The sequence below is a fragment of the Vibrio sp. Vb0888 genome, from assembly GCF_033338835.1.
Classification (GTDB): domain Bacteria; phylum Pseudomonadota; class Gammaproteobacteria; order Enterobacterales; family Vibrionaceae; genus Vibrio; species Vibrio alginolyticus.
In genome coordinates this window covers 665,640-689,261 of record NZ_JAWOTL010000001.1, presented here as the reverse complement: position 1 = coordinate 689,261, position 23,622 = coordinate 665,640, and the positions used below count along the sequence as shown (strand labels likewise).

General features: G+C 44.9%; 18 protein-coding genes and 2 pseudogenes. 13 read left to right on the top strand and 7 right to left on the bottom strand.

What is annotated here, in order from left to right; genetic code table 11:
- The first annotated feature begins 84 nt into the window (after positions 1-84).
- A complete protein-coding gene (locus tag R7P72_RS02960; RefSeq protein WP_005373759.1) occupies positions 85-2,964 on the top strand; it encodes an MGH1-like glycoside hydrolase domain-containing protein in 2,880 nt (959 codons plus the stop codon).
- Positions 2,965-3,069: 105 nt separating this feature from the next.
- Here the strand turns inward: R7P72_RS02960 and R7P72_RS02955 are convergent, their stop codons facing one another.
- Positions 3,070-4,623, bottom strand: coding sequence for a DEAD/DEAH box helicase (locus tag R7P72_RS02955; RefSeq protein ID WP_005373756.1), 1,554 nt, complete (start codon positions 4,621-4,623; stop codon positions 3,070-3,072).
- Positions 4,624-4,771: 148 nt separating this feature from the next.
- On the opposite strand from R7P72_RS02955, the pseudogene R7P72_RS26360 reads away from it, so the two are divergent.
- Positions 4,772-4,849: pseudogene (locus R7P72_RS26360) on the top strand (VOC family protein); the annotation flags it as partial.
- Positions 4,850-4,908: 59 nt separating this feature from the next.
- On the opposite strand, the gene R7P72_RS02950 reads toward R7P72_RS26360, so the two are convergent.
- Positions 4,909-5,619, bottom strand: coding sequence for a biotin/lipoate A/B protein ligase family protein (locus tag R7P72_RS02950; RefSeq protein ID WP_005373753.1), 711 nt, complete (start codon positions 5,617-5,619; stop codon positions 4,909-4,911).
- 224 nt (positions 5,620-5,843) lie between these two features.
- Between R7P72_RS02950 and R7P72_RS02945 the strand changes: the two genes are divergently transcribed.
- Complete coding sequence (locus R7P72_RS02945; protein WP_031778841.1) at positions 5,844-6,170, top strand: DUF4156 domain-containing protein; 327 nt, start codon at positions 5,844-5,846, stop codon at positions 6,168-6,170.
- 79 nt (positions 6,171-6,249) lie between these two features.
- Here R7P72_RS02945 and R7P72_RS02940 read toward each other — a convergent pair whose 3' ends face one another.
- Complete coding sequence (locus R7P72_RS02940) at positions 6,250-7,278, bottom strand: hypothetical protein (RefSeq protein ID WP_005373748.1); 1,029 nt, start codon at positions 7,276-7,278, stop codon at positions 6,250-6,252.
- Between the two features lie 409 nt (positions 7,279-7,687).
- Positions 7,688-8,836 (bottom strand): PLP-dependent aminotransferase family protein, encoded by a 1,149-nt coding sequence (locus tag R7P72_RS02935; RefSeq protein ID WP_005373746.1) that lies wholly within the window; start codon positions 8,834-8,836, stop codon positions 7,688-7,690.
- Positions 8,837-8,960: 124 nt separating this feature from the next.
- On the opposite strand from R7P72_RS02935, the gene R7P72_RS02930 reads away from it, so the two are divergent.
- Together R7P72_RS02930 and R7P72_RS02925 are read left to right on the top strand one after the other, a co-directional pair.
- Positions 8,961-9,830, top strand: a complete 870-nt coding sequence (locus tag R7P72_RS02930) for a GyrI-like domain-containing protein (RefSeq protein ID WP_005387011.1) — start codon at positions 8,961-8,963, stop codon at positions 9,828-9,830.
- Between the two features lie 80 nt (positions 9,831-9,910).
- Positions 9,911-10,813, top strand: a complete 903-nt coding sequence (locus R7P72_RS02925; RefSeq protein WP_005373741.1) for a LysR family transcriptional regulator — start codon at positions 9,911-9,913, stop codon at positions 10,811-10,813.
- A 77-nt stretch (positions 10,814-10,890) separates the two neighbouring features.
- Here the strand turns inward: R7P72_RS02925 and R7P72_RS02920 are convergent, their stop codons facing one another.
- A complete protein-coding gene (locus R7P72_RS02920) occupies positions 10,891-11,694 on the bottom strand; it encodes an SDR family NAD(P)-dependent oxidoreductase (RefSeq protein ID WP_005373739.1) in 804 nt (267 codons plus the stop codon).
- 228 nt (positions 11,695-11,922) lie between these two features.
- On the opposite strand from R7P72_RS02920, the gene R7P72_RS02915 reads away from it, so the two are divergent.
- On the top strand, positions 11,923-12,162 hold the full coding sequence (locus R7P72_RS02915; RefSeq protein WP_005373737.1) for a YdcH family protein: 240 nt from the start codon (positions 11,923-11,925) through the stop codon (positions 12,160-12,162).
- A 72-nt stretch (positions 12,163-12,234) separates the two neighbouring features.
- Here R7P72_RS02915 and R7P72_RS02910 read toward each other — a convergent pair whose 3' ends face one another.
- Entirely contained in the window at positions 12,235-12,906 is a 672-nt protein-coding gene (locus R7P72_RS02910; RefSeq protein ID WP_005373734.1) for a cupin domain-containing protein, read from the bottom strand.
- Positions 12,907-13,114: 208 nt separating this feature from the next.
- Here R7P72_RS02910 and R7P72_RS02905 point away from each other — a divergent pair, with 208 nt between their 5' ends.
- The 4 genes from R7P72_RS02905 (at position 13,115) to fabG (ending at position 16,990) form a co-directional block, all read left to right on the top strand.
- On the top strand, positions 13,115-14,257 hold the full coding sequence (locus R7P72_RS02905; RefSeq protein WP_005373731.1) for a hypothetical protein: 1,143 nt from the start codon (positions 13,115-13,117) through the stop codon (positions 14,255-14,257).
- A complete protein-coding gene (locus tag R7P72_RS02900; protein ID WP_025767961.1) occupies positions 14,247-15,173 on the top strand; it encodes a metal ABC transporter solute-binding protein, Zn/Mn family in 927 nt (308 codons plus the stop codon). The genes R7P72_RS02905 and R7P72_RS02900 overlap by 11 nt, the downstream gene beginning before the upstream one ends.
- Before the next feature lie 2 nt (positions 15,174-15,175).
- Positions 15,176-15,970 (top strand): metal ABC transporter permease, encoded by a 795-nt coding sequence (locus tag R7P72_RS02895; protein WP_005373725.1) that lies wholly within the window; start codon positions 15,176-15,178, stop codon positions 15,968-15,970.
- 300 nt (positions 15,971-16,270) lie between these two features.
- Entirely contained in the window at positions 16,271-16,990 is a 720-nt protein-coding gene (gene fabG / locus R7P72_RS02890; RefSeq protein ID WP_033906346.1) for a 3-oxoacyl-ACP reductase FabG, read from the top strand.
- A 261-nt stretch (positions 16,991-17,251) separates the two neighbouring features.
- Here the strand turns inward: fabG and R7P72_RS02885 are convergent, their stop codons facing one another.
- Positions 17,252-18,856, bottom strand: a complete 1,605-nt coding sequence (locus R7P72_RS02885) for a S8 family peptidase (protein ID WP_213907147.1) — start codon at positions 18,854-18,856, stop codon at positions 17,252-17,254.
- Between the two features lie 394 nt (positions 18,857-19,250).
- Between R7P72_RS02885 and R7P72_RS02880 the strand changes: the two are divergent.
- The 3 genes and pseudogenes from R7P72_RS02880 to R7P72_RS02870 all read left to right on the top strand — a co-directional run.
- Positions 19,251-19,519: pseudogene (locus R7P72_RS02880) on the top strand (transposase); the annotation flags it as partial.
- Positions 19,520-19,931: 412 nt separating this feature from the next.
- On the top strand, positions 19,932-22,598 hold the full coding sequence (locus tag R7P72_RS02875) for a DUF2235 domain-containing protein (protein WP_005373720.1): 2,667 nt from the start codon (positions 19,932-19,934) through the stop codon (positions 22,596-22,598).
- The gene (locus tag R7P72_RS02870) at positions 22,588-23,238 is read left to right on the top strand and encodes a hypothetical protein (RefSeq protein ID WP_005373718.1); all 651 of its coding nucleotides are present in this window, start codon (positions 22,588-22,590) and stop codon (positions 23,236-23,238) included. The genes R7P72_RS02875 and R7P72_RS02870 overlap by 11 nt, the downstream gene beginning before the upstream one ends.
- The last annotated feature ends 384 nt before the right edge of the window (positions 23,239-23,622 follow it).

Genomic DNA, 23,622 nt, shown 5'->3' with positions numbered 1-23,622 from the left:
CTATAGCTCGCTCCTGACTTCCTATTTTCCCCTCAAAAGGGTGTTCTTTAGACTGTCGCCAAAACAACAATCTAAGGGATGAACATGAAACCGAGTTTTATTGCGCTTGCTGTCGCGTCTTGTATTGGTCTTGCTGGATGTGGGTCAGATTCTTCTGATGCGCCAGTGCCGGTCGACAAACCAATTATTTCAGCCGACTTATATTTACGTGGTTTAAATGGGGATTGGGGCACGGCAGAGCATGCCAAGCTAAACTATTTGGGTAATAACGAGTACGAAACCGTACTGCGCGTCGCTCGAGGTAGCAATCAGTTCAAGATTGCTGATCCGGGGTGGCAGATCCAATACACCTATTTTGAGGAGCCCGCGGCGTTCGATAAAGCTCAAGAGTACCTGCCAAAACCGGACACGAATGAAGCGTGTATGAACGATGATTGCAACTCTGAGATCACGTTTGAAGACAAAGGGTATTACAAGTTTTCTGTGAGCTTTGCCGATGAAAGTCGCGCGACAATGACTGTGACGAAAGCAACGCAAGAAGAAGCGGAAAAATACTACTCTGATGCGATTCTCGACCCTGCAATGGTGCATCAAGGGCATCAGAGTAAAGAAGTGAAACTGTTCGCCAATTACGATGACTCGAGTGATACCGTGATTTTCTCGGTGAAAGATCCTAAAGCTGAGCTGCGTGAATTTGGTATTTCAACGACGACAGAATTGCGTGATGCGCTCGACCAAGGCTTAGTGATTAATGAACAAACAGGGCCGCGAGTGGTATCGGGTGATGTCGCGTTTGACGCGTTGTTTGCGTTGACGATGAAAGAGCTAGACCAGCTTGCTGTTTCTGAAATCAAAGACGGCAATTACAACTACAACAACCCAATCAAAGCGGAAGTTTTTGAGACGGGCGCGAAGTGGCATTACGTATGGACGCGTGATTTGGCGTACGCAGCAGACCTTTCGCTTGCATTGATGAATCCAACTCGCGTGCAAAATGGTTTGAATTTCAAATTGTCCGCTTTCCGCGACACGACCGATCAGCAATACGATGGCGAGCAGATTGTGCAAGACACGGGCACTGGCGGCAGCTGGCCAATCAGTACCGACCGCACGACTTGGGCGCTTGGTGCAGAACGCTTACTTTCGGCATTGGATGGAGAAGAGTACAACCAGTTTGCTGAGCGCGCATATAACGCTATCAGTAATACACTTGAAGCCGATCGCCTGGCGGCTTTTGATGCGAAATCCGGTTTATACACTGGTGAGCAATCATTCCTCGATTGGCGTGAGCAAACTTACTCAACGTGGACGCCAAACGATGTCAATGCGATTGGTAGCAGCAAAGCGTTATCGACAAACGTGGTTCACTACCGCGCGATTCAGCTCGCGGCTAAGTTGGCAGAGAAGTTCGATTCAACCAACGCGGTCAAATACACCGAGTGGGCTGAGCAGTTAAAAACCGCTATCAACGACCAGTTTTGGAATGCCGAACGCGGTATGTACGTAAGCTATTTGTTTGACAATGGCAAAGACATCGCGGTCGACAAATACGACATGTTGGGTGAAGCGTTGGCGATCATCAGTGGCGTGGCAAGTGATGCGCAGGCGAAACAAATCATGGCCAATTACCCACACAGTGAGTTTGGCGTGCCGGTTTACTTCCCTCAACAACCGGATGTGCCTGTGTACCATAACCGCGCAATTTGGCCATTTGTTACCGCGTACAGCTTGCGCGCCGCGCATCAAACACAAAACGTGGCTGCGGCGAACAATGCCATTCAATCGTTGGTTCGTGGTACAGCGACCAATTTATCCAACATGGAAAACTTAGAGTGGCTTTCTGGTAAGTCATTCATCATCCATAGTGATCATGGCGAAGATCCGAGCTTGGATGGCCCAGTGATTAACTCTCAGCGTCAGCTTTGGTCTGTGGGTGGCTACTTGAACATGGTGGTAGAGACCCTATTTGGCATCCATACCGAAACAGGTAAGTTGGAAGTGAAGCCATTTATCACAAGTTGGGTGCGCAATAACTTGTTGGCTCAGTCTGAACAAATCACGTTGGAAAACTTTGCCTTCAAAGGAAAGAACTACTCGGTAACGATTGACTTGCCTGAAGTAAGCAAAGATGAAACAGGCTACTACCCAGTTGAAAATGTCACGATGGACGAAGAGGGGCATTTCCACGTGACACTGGGCGCGCTTGTGAATGTAGATAGCAGCATTACTTTAGTTTCTGGTGTGAAACCGTATGTGAGTGAAGACAGCCGCGTTTATTCTCCGCAAGAGCCAAAACTGGTAGTAAAAAGCGTTGATAATTCGGTTTCGATTGACGTGACGAGCAAGTACAACGTGAACTTGTATCGCAATGGCGAGCTGATTCAAAAGAACGTGATTGCTCAATCTTATTCCGATACGCCAACTGGTTTTGCTTGTTATTTGGCTGAAAGCATTAACGATAAAGGCTTCCGTTCTAACCCAAGCCAACCGGTTTGTGTCGGTGAAGAGATCCGCATCAAACTTGATGGCGAATATCAGCCACTCAAAGACAATGTCTCAGTGGTTACGGTGAGCAAAGACAGTGGTATCGTAAAAGGTGCAGAGTCGTTTACAGCTCCTGTAACGGGCACTTACCAGTTCGATGCTTGGTACAACAATAACCTAGGGCAACTTAATACTGGCATCACGAACACCGTGAAATTGTTAGAGGTATTGGATGATGCAGGTAAAGTGGTTGGTCAAGGTTACTTGCAGATGGGCCATATTGGTGAAAACCAAGGTATGCGTTACTCAACGCCAATTGAAGTGGCGTTGGAGCAGGGGAAAACCTATCAGATCGCGCTGAAGGATCATTTCAATATGAGTTACCTCACATCGAATGAAACCTACATCTACGCTGGTGGTATTGAGGGTGAAAAGAACGAAGCGCAAATCGCAGATATTCGAATCACACCTATAATGTAGGCTGTTTTAATAAAGCTGTGTTCTAAAAAACTGTGTTCTAAGAAAAACAAAGCCGCTGAGATTATCAGCGGCTTTGTTGTATTTGCTATCGGGGCCGTTTACAGATTAGTTTGCCGCCTGCGGACGAGGTTTACGGCGCTGACCTGATGGTTTGTTTCCTGCTGGCTTAGCATTGTTTGGCTTGCGGTTACCAGACGGTTTACCAGCGTTGCCACTCTTATTACCGTTTGGTTTATTTCCATTCGGTTTATTGCCGTTAGGTTTACGGTCATCTGGTTTGCTGTTTGCGCGACCTTGGCCTTCACGGTTGCCTTTAGGCTTACCCGCACCGCCTTGGTTGGTGCTGTTTTTGTTGCCGTTGTTACCACCGTTGAAGCGACGTTTAGGTTTGTTTGCACCATTGCCTGCTTTCTTTTCGGTTGCTGGAGCGTTTTCACCCGCAGCATTTGGCGCTTTTGGTTTTTTCGGCTTCTTAGGTTTTTTCGGTTTGATTGGGCGCGTATCCAGTTTAGATTCTGGCACCACATTGGTTGGCGCAAAACCTTCCAGCTCTTTACGTGGTAGTACTTCTTGAATCAAACGTTCAATCGCAAACAACTCAGATGCTTCTAGCGCACACACGAGTGAAATCGCTTTACCTACTTCGCCCGCGCGGCCAGTACGACCAATACGGTGAACGTAGTCTTCCGCCACTTTAGGTAGCTCAAAGTTCACCACTTGCGGCAATTGAGGAATATCGATACCGCGCGCAGCAATGTCCGTCGCGACCAACACACGAATTTCACCCGATTTGAAATCCGCCAGTGCTTTGGTACGTGCGCCTTGGCTCTTGTTGCCGTGGATGGCAGCAGCCGGTAGATTTTGTTCGATCAGGAACTTCGCCAGACGGTTTGCGCCGTGTTTCGTTTTCGTAAACACCAGCACTTGCTTCCAATCGCCGTCTTTGATCAGTTTAACCAACATCGGTGCTTTCTTCTTCACGTCTGCTGGGTAGATGCTTTGCTCAACCGTTCTCGCTGTCGAGTTCGCCGGGTTCACTGAAATCTCAACCGGGTTGTTCACCAAGCCTTTCGCAAGGTCGCGGATTTCATCCGAGAAAGTCGCCGAGAAAAGTAGGTTCTGACGCTGTTTTGGTAGCAGGGCTAGGATTTTGCGAATATCGCGGATAAAGCCCATGTCCAGCATGCGGTCTGCTTCGTCCAGTACCAGTACTTCTAGTTGGTCGAACTTCACCGCATTTTGGTTGTACAAATCCATCAGGCGGCCTGGTGTTGCTACCAACACATCCGCACCTTTGCGAAGACGCAGCATTTGCGGGTTGATCTTCACACCACCAAAAACAACCGCACTGCTTAGTGGAAGATGACGGCCGTACATAAACACGTTTTCTTGCACCTGAGCCGCAAGTTCACGCGTTGGCGTCAGGATAAGTGCACGAACTTGGTTAGCACGAACGCGAGGGCCGTTCGATAAACGCTCAAGAATCGGTAGCGTAAAGCCTGCAGTTTTACCTGTACCAGTCTGCGCTGCTGCCATTACGTCTTTCCCTTCCAAAATAGCAGGAATTGCTTTTGCCTGAATTGGCGAAGGGGTGTCGTAGCCTTTCTCTTGAATAGCTTTAAGGATTGGAGCAGATAGACCTAACGAGGTAAAACCCATATGTATGATTCTCAATTGTAGAGTTAGATAACAACGCGCCGAAAACAAATCGGTGCGAAAAGTGCGACATTCTGAGGCTTTTACGCGCAGGCTTCAACTAATTCCGTCATGGATAAATATTTGAACTGGATCTCATTTCTTTTTGGCAGGCAAAACTGATAACTGGTTTGGTCGATCGATTGAATGGTTTTACGTTGGCGATGCCCATTCTTACATCGCTATCACGGTATGCAGTTTTAGTTTATCAAATGCTGTTCGGAGTGTGGGGGAGGCTTGCTCCTTTCATTACTCCGCTTTTGCATGCGTTAAAAACGCACTCGTCAATTGCTGAAAGAGCGAATCTACCGATGGGCGGTCGGATACATGATGGAAGAGCGGTGTGTGGACATCACCACGAATATCATCGCTGTGACCGCAAAGCTGATTACACATTCGTACTGGTTCGACAATCTTCTCGACGTCGGCATCAATCAGAATGCATGCTTGTGACAATACCACTTGTCCGCCGCCTTTTTTAAGTAAAACACGCTGCGCGGTTCCCACGACTTTTTGCCCGCCAATGTTGAGGTTGTACTCGCCATCGCAGTAGGAATAAGGCGTAGCATGAACATCCACTTTCACGCCGAGCTGTTTAAAGAAAACCGTTAATATTGCACATAAATCGAGATACGCTTTTTTGATGTTGTAAGGCTCGCCTTCTGGCCAGTGGTAAATGTGGGATAGATTGATAATACCTGGCACCTGAGGGACTGGGGCACCACCGGTTTTACGAGAAAAGAGCTTCCAGCCAGACGTATTTAACGCATGTTCTAACTCATTAGACACTGGCCATTTCTTACCCGCGGGAAGCACGAGCGTTGGACTTTTTACTTGCCAAAGCAATAGCACTTGCGAGAGTTGGTTGGACTGAACTTGTTTAATGAGCTCATCTTCTTTGTCAAATGCATCAGCGACTTCCGTAGCTGTGTAGCGAATTAGCTTATTTTTAGCAACCAAACTCTATCCCTCGCGGCTATTTAATCGTTACTGTTGTATCTCAGATACAGCTTTATTGCTAGGTCTGAGTGATTAGGCTTTTGCTCGCTAGCTGCATGATCACCTTTTGGATCTTTTCCGTTGTCCATTAATTCTGCTTGAACACGCGATAAAAAGTTTTTGCTAGTCATCACATCAGCCATTCATAAAATCTGCCATCTATGAAAATTTTTGGCGATATAAGTATGAAAAAGCGAGTGATGACTCTCGCGTTAGCGGCATCATTAACGGGATGTGTGACGTTCCCAACTCAAGAATCTGAGCAAGTACAGGTGCTTTGGGACAATGTGAATGCGATTGAAAACTGTGAACTAATGGGTACCGTGATCGGCTCAGAAGGACACTTTTACGACTATTGGCTTCACGCCGATAAAGACATGGTTTGGGGTACGTTAAACCAAATGCGCCTCAAGGCGGCAGATTTAGGCGCAGATACCTTGTACTTATATCAACCGTTGAGCTTTTCTACGTCAGTGACGATGTTTGCAAATGCTTACAAGTGCAAACAGTAGCTATTGGCTTGATCATAATTGAAAGACAGGCGCTGCTCGCCTGTCTTTGATGCGCTCTACAAATACTGGAGACTTTGCGTTAATTGACGTTTGCTGTCGCCACCGCTGATGTATCAGAAAACGACAATGTAAAGTCTCGTTCGGTATTAAGCACTTTGGCTGGAAACTCTAAGCTCAACTGCGTATGTGGCGCGACTTCTGAAGCAATGCTAGTAACGAATTTTCGGGTTTCTCCAGGAGAGATCGATATGTCACTTCCACCTTGTGATGAGAGCTCAGCGATACCCATTGTTTCAAGTGTGTTACCTGCAGTATCCGCCAGGTGTAATAAAGATTCTGACTTGTAGATTAATTCTCCACTTTCTGTGCGATATGCATTAAACGTGTTGAAATTTGGTTGTAACGATCCTTGTGATCCAATGTTAGTAACGGAAAATGTCACATTAGCGCCATCAAAGTTCTCGACTCTTACGAGTACGTTACCGTCTTGGTAACGAGCGGCTGCTGCCGCAGTTGCTTGTTGTTTCTGCCGCTGTTTCTCTTTTTCAATGTCGCTTAACTGTTTCTGCTCATTAGCGATTCGATTCTTTGCCATGTAGTACGACTGATCGACCATTGCTATTAAAGCGGGGATTGAATACAAAGTGAGGCCTTCCAAATGGTCAAAGTCGATTTTGGCATGTTGAGTACGTTTATGATTAGAAAATTGGCAGTAACCATCAATCAAACTGATGAAAGCCACTTCAAAAGTGCCTTGTAATCGGCTTACTTCCTGTGCTGCTTTCTCTAGATTTGAGCGGACTTTCCGAATCTCTTCCAAACTCTTTTGTGAAAGACGACCGTTTGGCGATACGTCGTTAGAAACCGAAACCAGTTCTTCGGTCACAAATGGATTGTTTTCGGCTGGAATCACCGTAGTTATACGGTTGGATTTGGTGATGTCTTCGCCCAATAAAACCATCATTTTTTGCGATGCGGCGGTTGTGTTGCCCGCTAATACGTCACTACAGTTTGGCGACGTATTGGCATACACGGCGAATGCGGTAAAAAGTGAAAGTGTAACGGACCAGCCGATGGTGACGAGTCCTGTCGTGGTTCGAGTATTCATCCTGATAACCCCTCTGTCATTTGGTGCGATTCACTGACGTAATTGCCAATCAAAAGATTGGCTCGCGACATTCAGAATGGTTCTGGTCAACCCTTCGTAGTGGGTCTGCCCACAGATGCTTTTTTAGTCGTTTATCAACCGCTAAGCCACGATTGATAAAGTGTCTGAAATTGAGAGCATTAACGCTGCGAAGTTGATGTCTTTGACTGAAAGATAGACGTAACTTTTCTAACCATCAAATACGTGATTGAGTTCTCATTTTTATATGAGTGAGAGGTTCAAGAGAAAACAGGCACTTACTGTAGAGAGTTGATTTGAAGGAAAAATATAAATTTTTTGGGGAACTTTTTTGATGCTGCCTTTGAGACTTTTTCGAATCTCAAAGGCAGGTTCTTACACTCGCGTTCAATTACAACGTGTTGAGGACATCCGCGAGTCGAGAGACAGCTGTCGTCAGTTCTTCTGGTGTGGCATTGGTAAAGTTAAGACGCAGAGCGGCTTTTACCTTTGAACCTTCTGGATAAAAGACCGGGCTCGGCACTACAGCAACCCTGTTTGCGAGAAGGTTTTTCGCCAGTTCGAAGGTGTCGCATTCTGGAATCTCGACCCAAACGAACATGCCACCATCGACGGGTTTGACTACGCAACTTTCTGGCAGCTGTTTTTGCAGCTCAGCAAACATGACATCGTAACGTGATTTGTAAAGCGCACAGATGGTTGAAATGTGCGTTTCGAAGTTGTCATGTTGCAGCAGGCCATACAGCAAAGCTTGCATAGGAATACTAGAGTGCAGATCGGCACCTTGTTTAATTTTGATAAGTGGCTCAAGGTAGCTGCTTTTGCCCGTAACTACACCAATACGCAAGCCTGGTGAAGCTATTTTGGAGAAAGAGCGCAATACGATGGAGTGCTGTGGGCAGAAGTCCGAAACCAGTGGAAGCGCTTCACCAGAAAAACGCAGCTCGCGGTATGGTGCGTCTTCAATGAACGCCACGTCGTATTGTATACAAAGCTCGGCAACTTTTTGGCGAGTCTCTAGCGCCCAGCATACGCCCGTTGGGTTGTGAAAATCGGGTACGGCGTAGAACATTTTTGGTTGCTGCGTGGCAAAGCATTGTTCGAGTTCTTCAAGGTTTGGGCCACACTCGGTTTGTGAAACGGTCACGATGTTGGCTTGCACTAGACCGAATACTTGCATAGCACCAAGGTAGCTCGGTGCTTCCATCACCACTTTATCGCCCGGATTCACGTACGCACGCGCAATCAAATCTAGCCCTTGCTGAGAGCCCGTTGTGATCATCGCCAAATGAGATTCTGGCAGCTGGTAATAATCGGTAAAAAAGTTAAGTAGCGGGGCGTAGCCTGCTGTTGCGCCGTATTGAAACACCTCTGGCATATTAGCGAGGTTTTCGAGCGTCGGTTTCATTAAGTCGATCGGGAAGGTTTTTTCGTCCGGTAAGCCACCTGCAAGAGAAATGACGTTCTTATCGCTCGCTGCTGCGAGGATTTCTCGGATGTAGGATGACTTAGTTTGTTGTAATGACTGTGCGATTTCCATGTGCTGTGCTTCTCGTAATTGTCTTTTTTATGTCAGAAATAGTATAGGTAAATTGCCAAGCTTGGTGTGTCCATTTATGCTGTTAAACATGTCCATTTATGCTATTTAAGCGAAAATTTACTCCGTGAGCCACCAACAAGTTTCTAGGATCAATGACGTGCTGTTTTACATTCACCAGGACATTAGCAGAGATTTATCGGCTAAAGAGCTAGCAGATGTAGCAGCCTATTCTGAACAGCACTTCCATCGTATTTTTAAAGATGTGGTAGGGGAGTCTGTCCATCAATATATCCGTCGCACAAGAATGGAATACGCCGCCAATCAACTGATGTTTGATACCAGCTCGTCGGTGTTAGACATTGCTAACAAGTGCGGCTTTAGCTCGGTATCTTCTTTTAGCCGAGCATTTAAAGCAACGTTCGCTATGTCTCCTGGCGCGTGGCGAAAGCATGATTTACAAGTCGCAGAAAAGCCGTATCTAAAAGATCCGGAAGTGGCTGCGGGTTATCATCGGGTTGCTAAACGCGAGTTGCCAGAACCTAAAATTATGGAGGTTCCACAACGCTTTGCGGCTTATGTGCGACATGAGGGTTATAGCCGTTCTATTCGCAATGCGTGGCTGATTTTGAAGGCGTGGGCAAGCTCTGAGAATCGGGACTTTTCGGTTCAATACGGTTTGCATCACTCCAACCCCGCTTGGGTTGAGCTCGATAAGTGTCGCTATGTGGCTTGTATGGCGATTGATAAGCCGCTTAAAGTACGCGGTGTCGTGAATCAAATGACGATTCCGGGTGGTTTGCATGCTGTTTTTCGCTTAACAGGGGTATATGGAGAGCTTCTTCCTCAATTGAGTATGGTGTTAGAAAAGTGGTTGCCGAATTCAGGCTTTAAGCAGCGTTCTACTCCCGCTTATGTTCACTATCATAAAAACCATTTCCTCAGCCATGATGAGGCGTTTGAGCTGGACTTCTATCTGCCCATCAGCTTTTTCTAACTGGAGTATTTATTTACTATCCGTAAGGAAGAAAATGCTAAGCTCTATATGGTGATTTTTTACAAATAATTGAAAATTAAATGAACATCGATCATGTAAAGCTATTTGTCCGTTTGGCTTCGACACACAACATCAGCATGGCTGGTCAGGAGCTTGGACTTTCTCCTGCTGTCGCTAGCGCACACATCAATAAACTTGAGGACAGCTTAGGAGTTCGTTTAGTTCATCGCACCACACGCAAAGTTTCCTTAACTGAAGAGGGGCAGGCATTTTTACCTCACGCGGAGGAGGTCCTTGCAACAGTGGAGGCAGCAAGGGGAGCTGTTGGCTCAGGGCAGAGCGCGCCAACGGGAGTATTACGTATAACCGCCTCTGCAACTTTTGGTCGCTTGCATATTGTGCCCGCATTAAAAGGTTTTATGGCGCGTTACCCAGGGTTAACCGTGGACTGCCGATTTTCTGATTCCATTATGGATCTGGTTGAGGGAGGTTTTGATGTCGCCATTCGTGTCGCTGAGTTGAAAGATTCTTCATTGGTCGCAAGAAAGCTTGCGCCAGATCGTCGTATTATCGTTGCATCACCAGATTATATTGAACAATTTGGGAGACCCAACAAGCCCCAAGACTTGACGAATCATGAGTGTATTAACTTAGTTGGAATGAATAATTGGTCATTCAATACAAAAGATGGAATGTTCAATGTAAGAACTTCTGGTCGTTTTAAAACCGATAATGGTGATGCGATGAGAGACGCGACGGTAAACGGGTTAGGTATTTCTATCAACTCGGTTTGGAGTGTTTATCAAGAATTACAAAGTGGTCAGCTAGTGGAAGTACTCGAAGATCACCCTTTAGCGATGGATGCTGGGATTTGGGCTGTGTACCCAAGCTCTCGTTTAATTGCGCCTAAGGTGCGTGCCTTTATTGATTACTTTGCTGAATACTATGGCACGCCACCTTATTGGGAGTTTGCGGAAAAGTGATAACAAGTTTCACTTATCGAATACATTGTTTTTAAGGTCCGAATAAAAACGAACCTCAAGATAATTCTTAATTGTTATTAATAGAGTTTGCTTAAGATTAATTCAATAGTATCAATTATCTGCTGTGTTTTGCTTTGATCTAATGCATCAGGGTGTGGGGGCGCGAATGCTTCAATGTCATTATCGAAGTACATACCATGCGCTTGAGCAAACTCTTCTGATAGCGCAGCGCGAGTTAGAATATCTGCCCCTAAGCGGATATCACCACCAGCAACCCCATAAGCATCTTTAACCATCTTACTACCTAGGAATGATTTTGGGTTTACTGATACCAACATAGGGCCAGTGTTCTTAAGCTTTAGTCCGATTGCTCGTGACCACATCGTTAATGCCAATTTGCTTTGGGCATATGCTTCGCCATCTGACAATGGTTTATTACCGACTAAAGCGCTAGTGTTCACTGTTGTTTGTGCAGCTGAAGACAAATTAACCACACGACCCGTATCTCCGAGCAACGGCAATAGCTCTCTAGTGAGTAAGTAGGGAGCAATGGTGTTGACTGCGAAGCGTACATCAAGACCCTCTTTAGTTCTTGGATTTGGTGTTGCGTACACACCAGCATTGTTAATGATGACGTCTAAATGATTGAACCGTTCTGTTATCTCCATCACTATCTGTTTTACCGCATTGGGAGAGGATAAATCAGCAACAAGGCTTTCAACTTTACCACTTTTCATCTCCCTCAAACTTTGCTCAACTTGTTGAACTTTCTCTATATTCCGGCCATGGATTATTACGTGTTGTTCACGGTTAATTAACATTTTCGCGGTTTCTAAACCAATACCGTCAGTAGATCCAGTAACTAGAATTGTCTTTCGCATGATCGCTCTCATTGTTGAGGGTTATTATAGAACGATCATAGTGGCATCTATTGCATTCGACTATTGAGACTAAAAAGAAAACACTTTCTAGGAAAAATTGAAAATAACTTTGTTGTTCTTTTTGTGGGCGGTGCGACGAATTAACGTCTCATTAGATGCTACGGTTATACATGTGGTGCTCGAAAATTAGGCACTAGTTTGTACTCAAATAATAGCCAAGAGGTCTCTATGTTAGGTGAAAATCACTCATTAACTCATGAATTCCCAGAACATTTGGATACCATTACTCAGCTTACCGAAAACGATGCATCATTTGCTGAAACCGTTAAAAACTACAATGCTTTAGATAAGGAAATCCGCGTACTAGAACTTCAAGGAAGCCCGATTGATGATCACGAAATGAACGTGTTAAAACATAACCGGGCTGAGCTCAAAGACTGGCTCCACTCGCGAATAATGGGTTCTTAGTGACGAAATGATCATCGGCTCGTAAATTGCGGGCCGATTTTAGTTCCAATGGACGATGCCAGTGTGCAAACATTAGGATTGCTGAGCAGGAGCTTGGAGTGGCAGGTGGCCTGTTTTTACCCAAATGATCGTTTCTTGCTCTACAAAAGGAAAATGCTCACTCATATGTGGGCTTCGGATCCAAGAGAGAGCGGGATAGGTACCGAGCTCGTCTCTAAACTCTCCTGACAATACGAAAATTTCTTCACCACCAAAGTGACGGTGTGGTTGAAACTTCTCACCTTTTGGCCATTTAACCAACGCGACATGTTCGTGCTCAAAATTATGCAGCGGCATGACTTGCAACCCACCGACACCACTCTGCCAGCTCGCTTGGTTTGTATTAATGCGAACTGTTTCAAGATCCTCAGATTCGAACTGATTTAGTTTAACTAAAATCACACAGCCTTCTTCGCTAAATGGTGCGTGTTGACTTCCTGGAGGGTTACGAAGGTAAGTGCCGGCAGGGTAGTCACCGTATTCGTCAGAGAATACCCCCTCGAGCACCAATATTTCTTCTCCTTGAGGGTGAGGATGAGTCGAAAACTGCGAATTTGGCTCGTACTTAACGACGCTGGTGGTATGCCCTGATTCTTTGGCTTCTCGTTCCAAAGGTTTGCGCCACACACCTTTGGAAGGGCTGGCTATCCATTCCTGTTGAGCAGTATCTATCACGATTCTTTTTGAAAAATCCATATTCAACATATTGAAATTCCGTTACTTATTTAATTACTAATTCTCATTAGTATACGTATAAAAAACATCAATTGATTCATTTGTTGATAGCCCAATTCATGGATTGAGTACGAACAGGAAATCGGAACCTAATTTAAATTTCTGCTTGTGTAATGAGAATTGTTATATTATAACATCGCAAAATTAAATGTTATAACATAACAAAAAGGAAAAAGTAGTGAATAAGAAATTGGTGTCTCTCGTGATCGGTAGCATTTTTGCATCCCCTGTTTTTGCCGACACACTATCGAACCCACAGATTGGTGTTGTTGTTGATGGCTACTACCAAGATGGCCAACGTCATAATTCTGAGCGCGAAGAAGGCTTTGGTCTAGGCCATACGGAATTAAACTTCTCATCAAATATCGACGACAAGTTTTACGGCGCATTGACCGCGGTTCTTGAAAGTCATGGTGATGAGACAGAATTAGAGCTTGAAGAGGCATTCATCGAAACTTTGGCATTGCCATATGGTGTAAACGTGCGCGCTGGCCGATTCCTATCTGACTTTGGTTACCTGAACAACCAACACATGCACACCGATAGCTTTGTTGAGCGTCCAATTGCTTATCGTACTTTCCTTGGCTCGCACTACTACGATGATGGTGTACGTGCAAACATCGTGTTGCCAACCGACCTTTATGTAAAACTTGGTGTAGAAGCGCTCAGTGGTAGCAAAATGTCTTCTGTCGAAGATGGTTCTGAAGTTGGCGTGTACACCACGACGCTGAAGCTTGGTAGTGACTTCTCCGAATCTTCAAGTTGGCAGTTTGGTTTAAGTTACCTGCGTAACGAAAACGGCAAGGTTAAAGAATTCGAAGATCACGACCACGGTCATGAAGAAGAGCATGAGCACGATCACCATCATGGCGCAGCAGTGACAGGTGCGAACCTTTACGGTGCTGATTTTGTTTGGAAATGGGCACCAGACGGTAATTACAAATACAGCAACTTCACGCTATCGGCTGAATACATGCTGTTAGACGGTGTGGTAGATAGCAAATATAAAAACGATGCAGAGTCACCAAACAACTTAAGCGCTTACTATGTTTCGGGTGTTTATCGCTTCAACCCAAGCTGGTCAGCAGGTCTACGTTACGGCGAAGCAGAAAGCTACGATGGTCATGCACATGGCGACCACATGCATTTTACTGAGCTGAATGATAAAGAAATGGATGCGATGATCGCATGGGATTCTTCTCACTTCGGTACTATCCGTGCGCAATACACTCGCATTGATAACCAAGACAGTGAGACAGACAACGTGTTCACTCTGCAATACGTGATGACATTTGGAGCGCACGGTGCTCATGCGTTCTAAGCTGACATTAAATAAATGCAGTTTGGTGATGATGGCGGCAGGAGCTGCCATCATTGCTTCGCCTGCTTCGGCTCTAAACATTTTCGTTTGTGAGCCAGAATGGAAAGCCTTTCTTGAAAGCCACGCGCCAGATGCCAGTATTTATTCAGCGACAACGGCTAAGCAAGACCCACATTACGTACAAGCTCGTCCTTCTTTGATTGCGAAGATGCGCCAAGCGGACATGGCAATGTGTTCGGGCGCAGAGCTAGAGGTGGGGTGGTTACCTATGCTGCAAGTTCGTAGCAGCAATGCGGCGGTGCAAAATGGTGCGCCGAGCATGATCTACGCGACGGACTTCGTGCGCATGTTAGATACTCATGCTCACGTTGACCGTAGCATGGGAGATATACACGCTCACGGTAACCCACATGTTCAATTTGCGGCAAATGACATGATTCCATTATCTCGTAAAGTCACGGAGCGCCTAAAAGCGATTGATCCCGACAACGCACAAAGTTACCAAGTGAATGGTATGAAGTTTCGTGCTCATTGGCGTAAAAAGCTTAAAGAATGGAATGAGAAAGGGGCTGCTTTAAAGGGTAAGCAAGTTGTCGGTTATCACGCGACGTATCGTTATTTGTACGATTGGCTCGGAATGAAGCAGATTGCCGATCTCGAACCTAAACCGGGCATTTCACCGACCACATCTCACCTGCAATCACTCACCAAGTTAAATGCCGACAGTTTTGATGCGATTGTTTACTCCTCTCATCAGGATCAGCGTCCAGCGAACTGGTTGCAAGATCATACTGACAAACCTGTGATTCAACTGCCATTGACCGTTTCTGAGGGTGAAAGCTTGGATGAGATGTACGATCAGGTCATTGATGATTTACTGGATGTGTTAGTGCCGCCCGTTCCTGTGAGGATCTAAGTATGGCGGATTATGCATGGCTTTTACCTGCGGTTTTGTGTGGTTTAATTGCGTTGGTTGGCAACATCGTTCTGGGGCAACAAGTTCTTAATCGTCAGATCATCTTTATAGATTTGGCGGTGGCGCAAGTTGCGGCATTGGGGGCAGCACTAAGCCACTACTGGTTGAGCCAATACGCGCTGTTCTCAGGCTCATTCTTTGGCGAAATGATTGGCCCTTGGGTGATGTCTTTGATGCTTTGCGGTTTGATTGCCTTAATGGAGAAACGATACCAGCAACATTTAGAGCCCATGATTGGCAGCTTGTTTGTCGTGTCTGCATCGCTGGCGATCCTGCTGGTGAGTAAAGACCCACACGGCGGAGACTTTATTCAAGGCATTCTTAATGGGCAATTGTTATGGGCGACTTGGGCAGACGTTTGGCCTCTGGCACTCATTACCGCTGCGATGTTGCTATTGGTTTGGTTAAAACCTGCGTTTATGCGCGGTAGTGGTTTTTATCTGATCTTTGCAATCCTGATGCCCATTACGGTCAAGTTAACCGGCATTTATTTAGAATTTGCTTTGTTGGTGATTCCAGCTTTATGTGCGGCAGCATTGAAGGGAACTCGATTCTTTGTCGCTAGTATCAGCATTGGTATTGTTGGGATCTTATCGGGTATTGCCGCATCGGCTCGCTATGACTTACCGAGTGGTGCGAGTATTGTGATCACCCTGTTTATTGCTGGCATGTTGTTTAATCTCTTGCTTCAGCCTTTTCTGGTGAAAATAACAAAACCAGCTTTTGTAAGAGATTAAGAGACAAGTAATATTGGTCTGATGAAGTAGTATTTGATTAATCAGACCAATACTTTTCTATCCAAGTCCTCCAATCGCGTAACTTTGCGCCTTCCAACACACTTTCTTACGTTGATCTTGCCATAGTCATCAAGTTGCCTTGATTAGTTCACATCCGACTCCCAGACTGTTTCTATAGTTTTTATAAGATATAAAAGACCCTGCGTATGAGAAGCGCAGCTGTAACGCGACTAGGCATAAAAACAAAAAACGCTAGGGATACAAGCGAATTTGTAATCTCAACATTTAAGGAAGACCAAGATGAAACCGGAAAAAGTAGCAGTAGTCACTGGTGCGGCTCGTGGTATTGGCCAAGCGATTTGTGAGCAATTACTGGAGGATGGATTCCACGTAATCGGGCTAGACATATCTCCCGTGGAATGGAGTCAGTCGGCGCAGCTAAGCAGTTATCAAGTCAACTTGTGTGATGCCGAAGCCGTCAGTGAAGTAGTAGAAAGTGTTGTAGAGCAGCACGGAAGAATCGATGCTCTGGTTAACAACGCGGGCATCACTCGAGATGCATTGTTGCCAGATATGTTAGAGCAAGACTGGGACAGCGTGATCGACGTGAACCTAAAAGCGGTGTTCTTACTCACCCAACGTGTTGCTCCTGTCATGCTAGAGCAGGGTGCAGGTAGTATTGTCAGTATTTCTTCTATAGTGGGAACGGATGGTAACATCGGCCAGAGCAACTATGGCGCAAGTAAAGGCGGCGTCATCTCAATGAGCAAAGGCTGGGCGAAAGAGCTGTCAAGAAAGGGTGCACAGATACGCGTCAACTGTGTCGCGCCAGGCTTTATCGCCACCGATATGACCAAGAACCTGCCAGAGAAAGTCATTCAAATGATGGAAGGCAAAACCCCATTAGGGCGCATGGGCTCAGTTCAAGATATTGCCAATGGCGTCTCTTTCCTAACCTCAGACAAGAGCGCCTACATCACAGGCCAAGTGCTCAAGATTGACGGTGGGTTGGTATTATAGCTCGCTAATCAAAACGTCAAATAACAAACGCCCTTTACTTATATGAAGGGCGTTTTTGTTTGAGGAACCCGACTTATGTGAGTACTACTAACTACTAATAGAAAGCTTCGATGCCGCTTCGAGTTGAGTTTTTGAAGCAAAAGGCCAATACGTTTGAATAGCGTCTCCTCTTAAACACTGCATTCCCTAAAGCACAGTATTCCCAAAAGAAAAGCCCACCGAAAAGCGGGCTTTGTTCTCTTCTAATAACGAGAAAAATAACTAGTAGCTCGCTTGAATGCTGACACCGCTATAGTTTGAGTAACCTTGAATCATGACGTGATAACGTCCACTTTGCGTCGCACTGACCGTACATGTTTCATTGTTACCGTATTTGAAAGGTCGGCAGTCCCATGCATTCAGTGCTGGTTTTGCTCCAAAACGGAGATACAAATCCGCATCGCCACTGCCACCATACATTTGTACGGTTAAGCGCTGCCCAGCTTCTACATCAACATAGTAATACGCTACTTGACCAGTTGAACCACTTAAACCACTTACTGGCACGCCCGAGGTTAATTTGCCTTCTGGGTCCGGTGTTGGATCAGGGCCACCACAGTCTTGCCCACAATCAGCATCGGTTAAGCTATAAAGTAGCTTGTTCACGCTGCCTCTTGTATCCGTCACCTTTCCGCTTGTTGCACGGCTAACGATCAAGGCTTCCACTTGGCTTGGCGACAACGAACTGTTTTCTTGAAGATACAGTGCTGCTACACCCGCTACATGTGGCGTCGCCATCGAAGTACCACTAATGGTTTTGTAACCACCGTCATACCATGCAGATTTGATTTGTGAGCCTGGCGCAAATACATCCACACAACTGCCCCAGTTTGAAAAACTCGAACGTGCATCCGTGCTGGTGGTCGAGCCGACAGTGACACCAGTAGCAACGCGCGCTGGAGAATAGTTACACGCATCGGCGTTGGAGTTACCTGCTGCAAGCATAAAGCTGACACCCGATTGAACCGCACTTTGCACCGCACTATCGAGAGCGACAGATTGACCGCCACCTAAACTCATGTTGGCGACTGAAGGTCCGGAAGCATTCGCAGCCACCCAGTCCACACCGGCAATAACACCAGAAGTAGAACCCGATCCGGTACAGCTCAATACTCTCACGCCGACAAGGTTGACGTTTTTTGCAACACCATACAAGCTGCCGCCAATGGTGCCAGCTACGTGTGTGCCGTGTCCATTACAGTCACTTGCATCTGCATCGTTATCGACAAAGTCATACCCTGAAACTGAGCGACCACCGAACTCAACATGCGCGTTATTCACACCCGTATCGATAACATAAGCCGTTACCCCAGTCCCATCAAAGTTGGCACTGTAGTTGTTATCGAGTGGCAAGTTTCGTTGGTCGATTCGGTCTAGTCCCCAAATGGCATTGGTTTGATTTGCGTCTGCCGAGACTATTGGGTCAAGCGATAGGATTCTGTCTTGCTCAATGTAGTCCACACGAGGATCAGAACGCAGATCTTTTAGTTGCTCAGGACTCAAGTTAGCGACAAATCCACTTATCGAGTGGTCAAAAACCGACTCCACTTGTATCGAATACAAACCAGACATGCGGTCTACGGATTGTTGCGTGAATTGCTCGAATTCCGTTGAATTGCTCACCATCATTTGCGGCTGTTGAAATACCACAATATAGCGATCTGCAATGGCGATGTCGTCCGGTGCAAGCATCAAAGTGGCAGGCAATGTGTCGGGAGCTTGTTGTAACTCTGCACTGTCCGCAATCTCATTGGGTTGCGAAAAAGCGAGAGAAGAATGAAAACAGAGCGCGGAGGTGATACAACAACTTAGTAGTTTCTTTAACATAAAATGTTCCTTGAAATCATAGTCTTGTTGATTTTTACCTAGTACCAAACTGTCAACACGAAAACACAGACAATCAGCGTAGTGCGTGCTGAAGTGACGTTACACAAGTCAAACTAGACAATGAGCAATCATATGCATAACTGATAATAATTCGCATACTCAGAAACATGATCAATAACCAAGCTTTATTGAAATTGAAATGCAAAGATTCATTTAGACTTAGAGCAAAATCCCTAAAATAGAATAATTCTACACACCTGACATATTGCCTGTTATATGACTTCATCTTACCGATAATTTACGCAATAAAAACCTAACTATCCTTTTATTGGTCATAACTCAAATCGGTTGATAGATGTTAATATAGCCACCTGATTTCTGATGTTTTTAACTCATGGTTACTATCCAAGTTCAATATCGTTTCTGTAATAAAACAGAGCCCGTTCGTGAACATGGAAAAGGGCATTCTGGCTCTCCTCGCTCCAGATGTATCGAGTGTCGAAAGAGCTTTAACTTGATTAAGTTTACGAAGCCCGCAAGCCAGATGTAAAAGAAAAAATTGTTGATATGTCAATGAATAGCTCTGGCGTTAGGGAAACAGTACAAGTGTTGAATGTCGCATACAACACGGTATTGAGCACTTTAAAAAATCTCGCGCCAAGGTAAGTAACCTCAATGCCTTTCGATAAAGCAAATATAAGACTAATTTGTAAACTTGAAAGGCTAGCTGTATTGGTTGAGGAATATGAGGAAAACACTTCCCCATTTAAGAACTGAAACACACCTTTGCCCCTTTATTGGTGTCGTCAAAAAGCCTACGGTCATAGTTAGCCGAGTTTTGCACAAATATTGCTAATGTGAAGAGGCAAAGATTTTTCATTAAAAGGTGGTTTTGAATTGATATCGTCTTTGTACCAAGGCTATTTAGGGATTAAAGACCATCAAACATTCTGTAAATGTGCACAGAGCTTGTCTTTTTAGTTAAAATACCTAAGAAATCAAGCATATTGCATAGCAAAACAATTCACTTGCTTACTGTGTGATCTATGCACTGTTGGTAAAATGTACTTTTGAAATGAAAGTATATGATATGCCAATAGAATTCCCTAAGCCGAAACGGTTAACAAGTGCTGGATATGCCCCAGTTCAGGAGGATACCCCTCTCGCTCCCCCAACTCCAACCCCAGCGCTCGAACCTGAGCCTGTAGCAGGGTTTGAGTGCCGTATTAAGATCTATGCACCAAAGTCCGATCTCTCTAGCCTGAAATTAGGTGTCTTCTCTCTTAGTAAATCTGATAATGAGGAGAGCATTAAACGCTGGCACTCTGAAGAGGCGTTAGACTCGGCAAAGTATACCGTGCTCACAGGAGAGTGCCATGTCGAAGAATCAAAAAAGCTGACTCATGAGTTTCATCAGAATTTTGGCATCAGCACATCCTTTGACGTTACGCCAAGATCTGTCGGCTCAGGGTACTTTAATGCTGAGTTTATCCCCTTGTTGCCATCTCTAGAGAGCGAGTCTAAATTAGGTTGGTCTTTGCATGGCTTCTATTACTACTTCTACGAAGGTAAGTTGTTGTATGAACTCGATATACTAGGAGACGGCAAGTGGGGTTGGCATATTACTCAATCTTCATCTGATGGCATATCTAACACCCTCGCAAGCAATCAGATTTTTAATTCTCTACTGGTTCCAGTGAAAATTGAAGGAAAAGAACCAGGGAAACAACACATACTCTATTCCCGTGCTAAGTTGACCAACGAACAACTGGGCGAAGTGAGTATGGCTTGGCTCGACGAAAATGCGACACTGATTGATACGGCTCTTCTTGTTTCTTCTTTACAACAGCATCTTCTACCAAGAGAAACACCTTCTGATATCAACGATACCGCTGCCAAAGAAATTCAAACCCATAAAGTGAATATGAAGGATAATGGACAGCATGAAAGTTGGAGTGACATTGCAGGGTATTACGACCTTAGCCCGAAAGAACTCCTCAAATTAAACTCATCATTCGAACAAGATCCGATGGCTTTGAGAGCTGGCGATGTTCTTATTGTTGAAAAATCGGATGTTGTCGATGAAGCTCAAGAAACCAAAGAATCTCCCTCACCGTTAACGGAGATAAAAGTTGGCGAGAGCTATGTATTAGGTAATACATGGGGGAAGTACAATCAGCCACTGCTTTCTCCGTCAATGAAACACATCTTTGAGCTTCAAGGTGTTTCTCAGACAACACCAGTCCTCAATGTAAAAAAAGTCGAAGAAAAAGTACTACGGATTGGGGTTTTCTTTGATGGAACTGGGCAAAACCATCTGAATGATCTCTACAAAGAAACACGTGGAGTAAAATCACGCACTAATGTGGCACGGCTATTTGAAATTTACCCATTAGATGATGATACCAATAAAATTTATATTGCAGGGGTCGGGACTGTGGATGGAGCGTGGCAAACCCCAGCCTTGATAGATGAAGGAAAAGATGAGGTCGATCTAGCTCAGGCGTTTGGTGTCAGCCCCAATAATTTAGAGAAAACATGGACGTTCATTGATAGGGCTTATAACCTTGTCGCTGACGATACTGGGGCATTTTATAAGTGGCAAAATTGGACAAAACAATTTTATGGAATTATCACTGATTTGATCCGCCAGCAAAAATACCAAGCTATAACACATATTGAGTTCGATGTATTTGGTTTTAGTCGCGGAGCGGCTTTAGCTCGTCACTTTGTTAATGCCGTTAAAGATGGGTTACCTGATTATAATAAGCCGCGTGATGGAGAGTCATTCGGTGAAGTTTTCCCAAACTTATTAACACACCAAAATGATATCAGTAGCCAGCTTAAACATGGTTATTATCCTGACGAGACACGTACCTGTAGTGTTCGCTTTGTTGGGTTGTTCGATACCGTAGGCTCGTTCTATCTAGCAGGAAACAACGATGAAGGCAATTTTGAACTAGGACTTGATACTAGTTGTGCGGAGCGTGTATTCCAGATAAGCGCCCATCACGAATACAGGAAAAACTTCCCTCTAACGTCACTGCTACCTAGCGATAGCATTCTACCTTCTAACTTTTATGAGGAGGTGTTTGCTGGCTGTCACACAGACATTGGTGGCGGTTATCCTTCAAAAGAGCAGTATGCAAAGCAAGGTTTACCTGAAAGGTATGGAATGCCTCTGTCTGCAACTTATAATCGTGAGTTAATAAAAACAGAATCCATAAGGGAAGATATACAAGCACAACAGAATGTTTATGGAGCCGCCGCATACAGTGAGCGCCTACACAAGCAAGCTCAAGATGCTTGGAATTTGGAATGCAGAACTAAGGGTATATATGGTGTTGTGACACTGGTGAATGGCATCCTTTATTATTACGAGTTACAGCCTATTAGCAATGCTCTTTCGGCTTTGCCATTAGAAAGAATGAAACAGCAGGCAGAGGTTGCAGGTGTTAATTGGGATGACGAAAAGCTCGCCTATCAACAAGATTTTAGTCAATTGACAGGAAATGATGTGGCTTTAAAAACCTTGAATGAAAAGTTATTAGCTCAACCGTTAGGAAGCATTGCACCAACACATTGGCAGGGTGAGATTAGCCAGTATGGAAAGGAATGGATACATCGGCCTCATGATGCACTAATCAACGCGGGGTGTGAGACTGCTATGGACAATCTTGTTAACGCGGTAACGAAAGAAGGAAACCAACTCAAACGAGTGGTATTTGATAATGAAGTATAGATTTTTAATTGCTGTAAGCATGTGCTTTTTGCTTAATGGTTGCTTTGAGAGTAAGCCAGTTTCAGTTGCGAGCATTGGCAATGCAGGGTCTTTAAGCGGTCCTCATTTTATTCGTGATATGTGGGTCAGTGATATATATGGTGGAGGTGCAAACTTTGCGTATGGGAGCGTTCAGGGCTGTTGTGCTAGCGCAAGCATTGGCATTGGTATCCCTAGCGCCATAAAAGGTAAATGGGAAAATGGAGTTGGTGGCGGCTCATCCCGTGAAAAGTGGCAAAAGCGTTGGAAGCCCGAATGGGGTAATTTCGATGAGAATTATGATACTAAATGGTTTCGAATTGATGATGCGATAGATAGTGAGCTTGCCAAGAAAAAAATTGAAACAATGAACCATTACTACAAGAACCATCATGCAAACCCAGTCATGAAGCTTCTTGTAAATAATGATAGGGTCTTACTTTTGTACGCTTACGGCTGTACTCCAGAAATAAACGATGACTGCACGGTCAGAGAGGGAGCAGACCCTAATGGATGGGTTCAAGTAGCACCGTATAGCAAGCATAAGAACTCAACTGTGGTTGTTCTTTATGAAGGCAGAGGTGAGGTCTCAGACAAACCATTTACGGATAATACACCTTAGTCATTGAAACTGCCGATTTTCCATGCCTTAACCTGTACAACCTTAGCCCACGTTCATCTAACCTAACAGTGGGCTTTTTCACTTTGTCATACATGTAGTTATTTATGGTTTGCTAATGTTTGCTTTTCCGAAACTCATTTTTGTCCAAAAATGAGTTTCGTTAGCTTGAATTAGAATAACAAAGCGCTATTCACAGAAGGTGAAGGGTGTTTATCTCGTCTTAACTGCCTTTCAAGTTGTTTGAAATGAGGTATCGAGATCCGCTTCGCTCCTAGTTACGTTCAACCTTAGCTGCTACTTTTCATCAACAAATAGAGATGAGTTACCATCAAGTAGCATAGGGAAGCGAGTGAGCACTATTCTCTCAAATGAACACTAAACCCC

What these genes read in the sequence shown, in the direction of transcription:
- R7P72_RS02960 (WP_005373759.1), top strand. Translation starts at nt 85, where the DNA reads ATGAAACCGAGTTTTATTGCGCTTGCTGTCGCGTCTTGTATTGGTCTT.
- R7P72_RS02955 (WP_005373756.1), bottom strand. Translation starts at nt 4,623, where the DNA reads ATGGGTTTTACCTCGTTAGGTCTATCTGCTCCAATCCTTAAAGCTATT.
- R7P72_RS02945 (WP_031778841.1), top strand. Translation starts at nt 5,844, where the DNA reads ATGAAAAAGCGAGTGATGACTCTCGCGTTAGCGGCATCATTAACGGGA.
- R7P72_RS02940 (WP_005373748.1), bottom strand. Translation starts at nt 7,278, where the DNA reads ATGAATACTCGAACCACGACAGGACTCGTCACCATCGGCTGGTCCGTT.
- R7P72_RS02935 (WP_005373746.1), bottom strand. Translation starts at nt 8,836, where the DNA reads ATGGAAATCGCACAGTCATTACAACAAACTAAGTCATCCTACATCCGA.
- R7P72_RS02925 (WP_005373741.1), top strand. Translation starts at nt 9,911, where the DNA reads ATGAACATCGATCATGTAAAGCTATTTGTCCGTTTGGCTTCGACACAC.
- R7P72_RS02920 (WP_005373739.1), bottom strand. Translation starts at nt 11,694, where the DNA reads ATGCGAAAGACAATTCTAGTTACTGGATCTACTGACGGTATTGGTTTA.
- R7P72_RS02915 (WP_005373737.1), top strand. Translation starts at nt 11,923, where the DNA reads ATGTTAGGTGAAAATCACTCATTAACTCATGAATTCCCAGAACATTTG.
- R7P72_RS02910 (WP_005373734.1), bottom strand. Translation starts at nt 12,906, where the DNA reads ATGTTGAATATGGATTTTTCAAAAAGAATCGTGATAGATACTGCTCAA.
- R7P72_RS02900 (WP_025767961.1), top strand. Translation starts at nt 14,247, where the DNA reads ATGCGTTCTAAGCTGACATTAAATAAATGCAGTTTGGTGATGATGGCG.
- R7P72_RS02895 (WP_005373725.1), top strand. Translation starts at nt 15,176, where the DNA reads ATGGCGGATTATGCATGGCTTTTACCTGCGGTTTTGTGTGGTTTAATT.
- fabG (WP_033906346.1), top strand. Translation starts at nt 16,271, where the DNA reads ATGAAACCGGAAAAAGTAGCAGTAGTCACTGGTGCGGCTCGTGGTATT.
- R7P72_RS02885 (WP_213907147.1), bottom strand. Translation starts at nt 18,856, where the DNA reads ATGTTAAAGAAACTACTAAGTTGTTGTATCACCTCCGCGCTCTGTTTT.
- R7P72_RS02875 (WP_005373720.1), top strand. Translation starts at nt 19,932, where the DNA reads ATGAAAGTATATGATATGCCAATAGAATTCCCTAAGCCGAAACGGTTA.
- R7P72_RS02870 (WP_005373718.1), top strand. Translation starts at nt 22,588, where the DNA reads ATGAAGTATAGATTTTTAATTGCTGTAAGCATGTGCTTTTTGCTTAAT.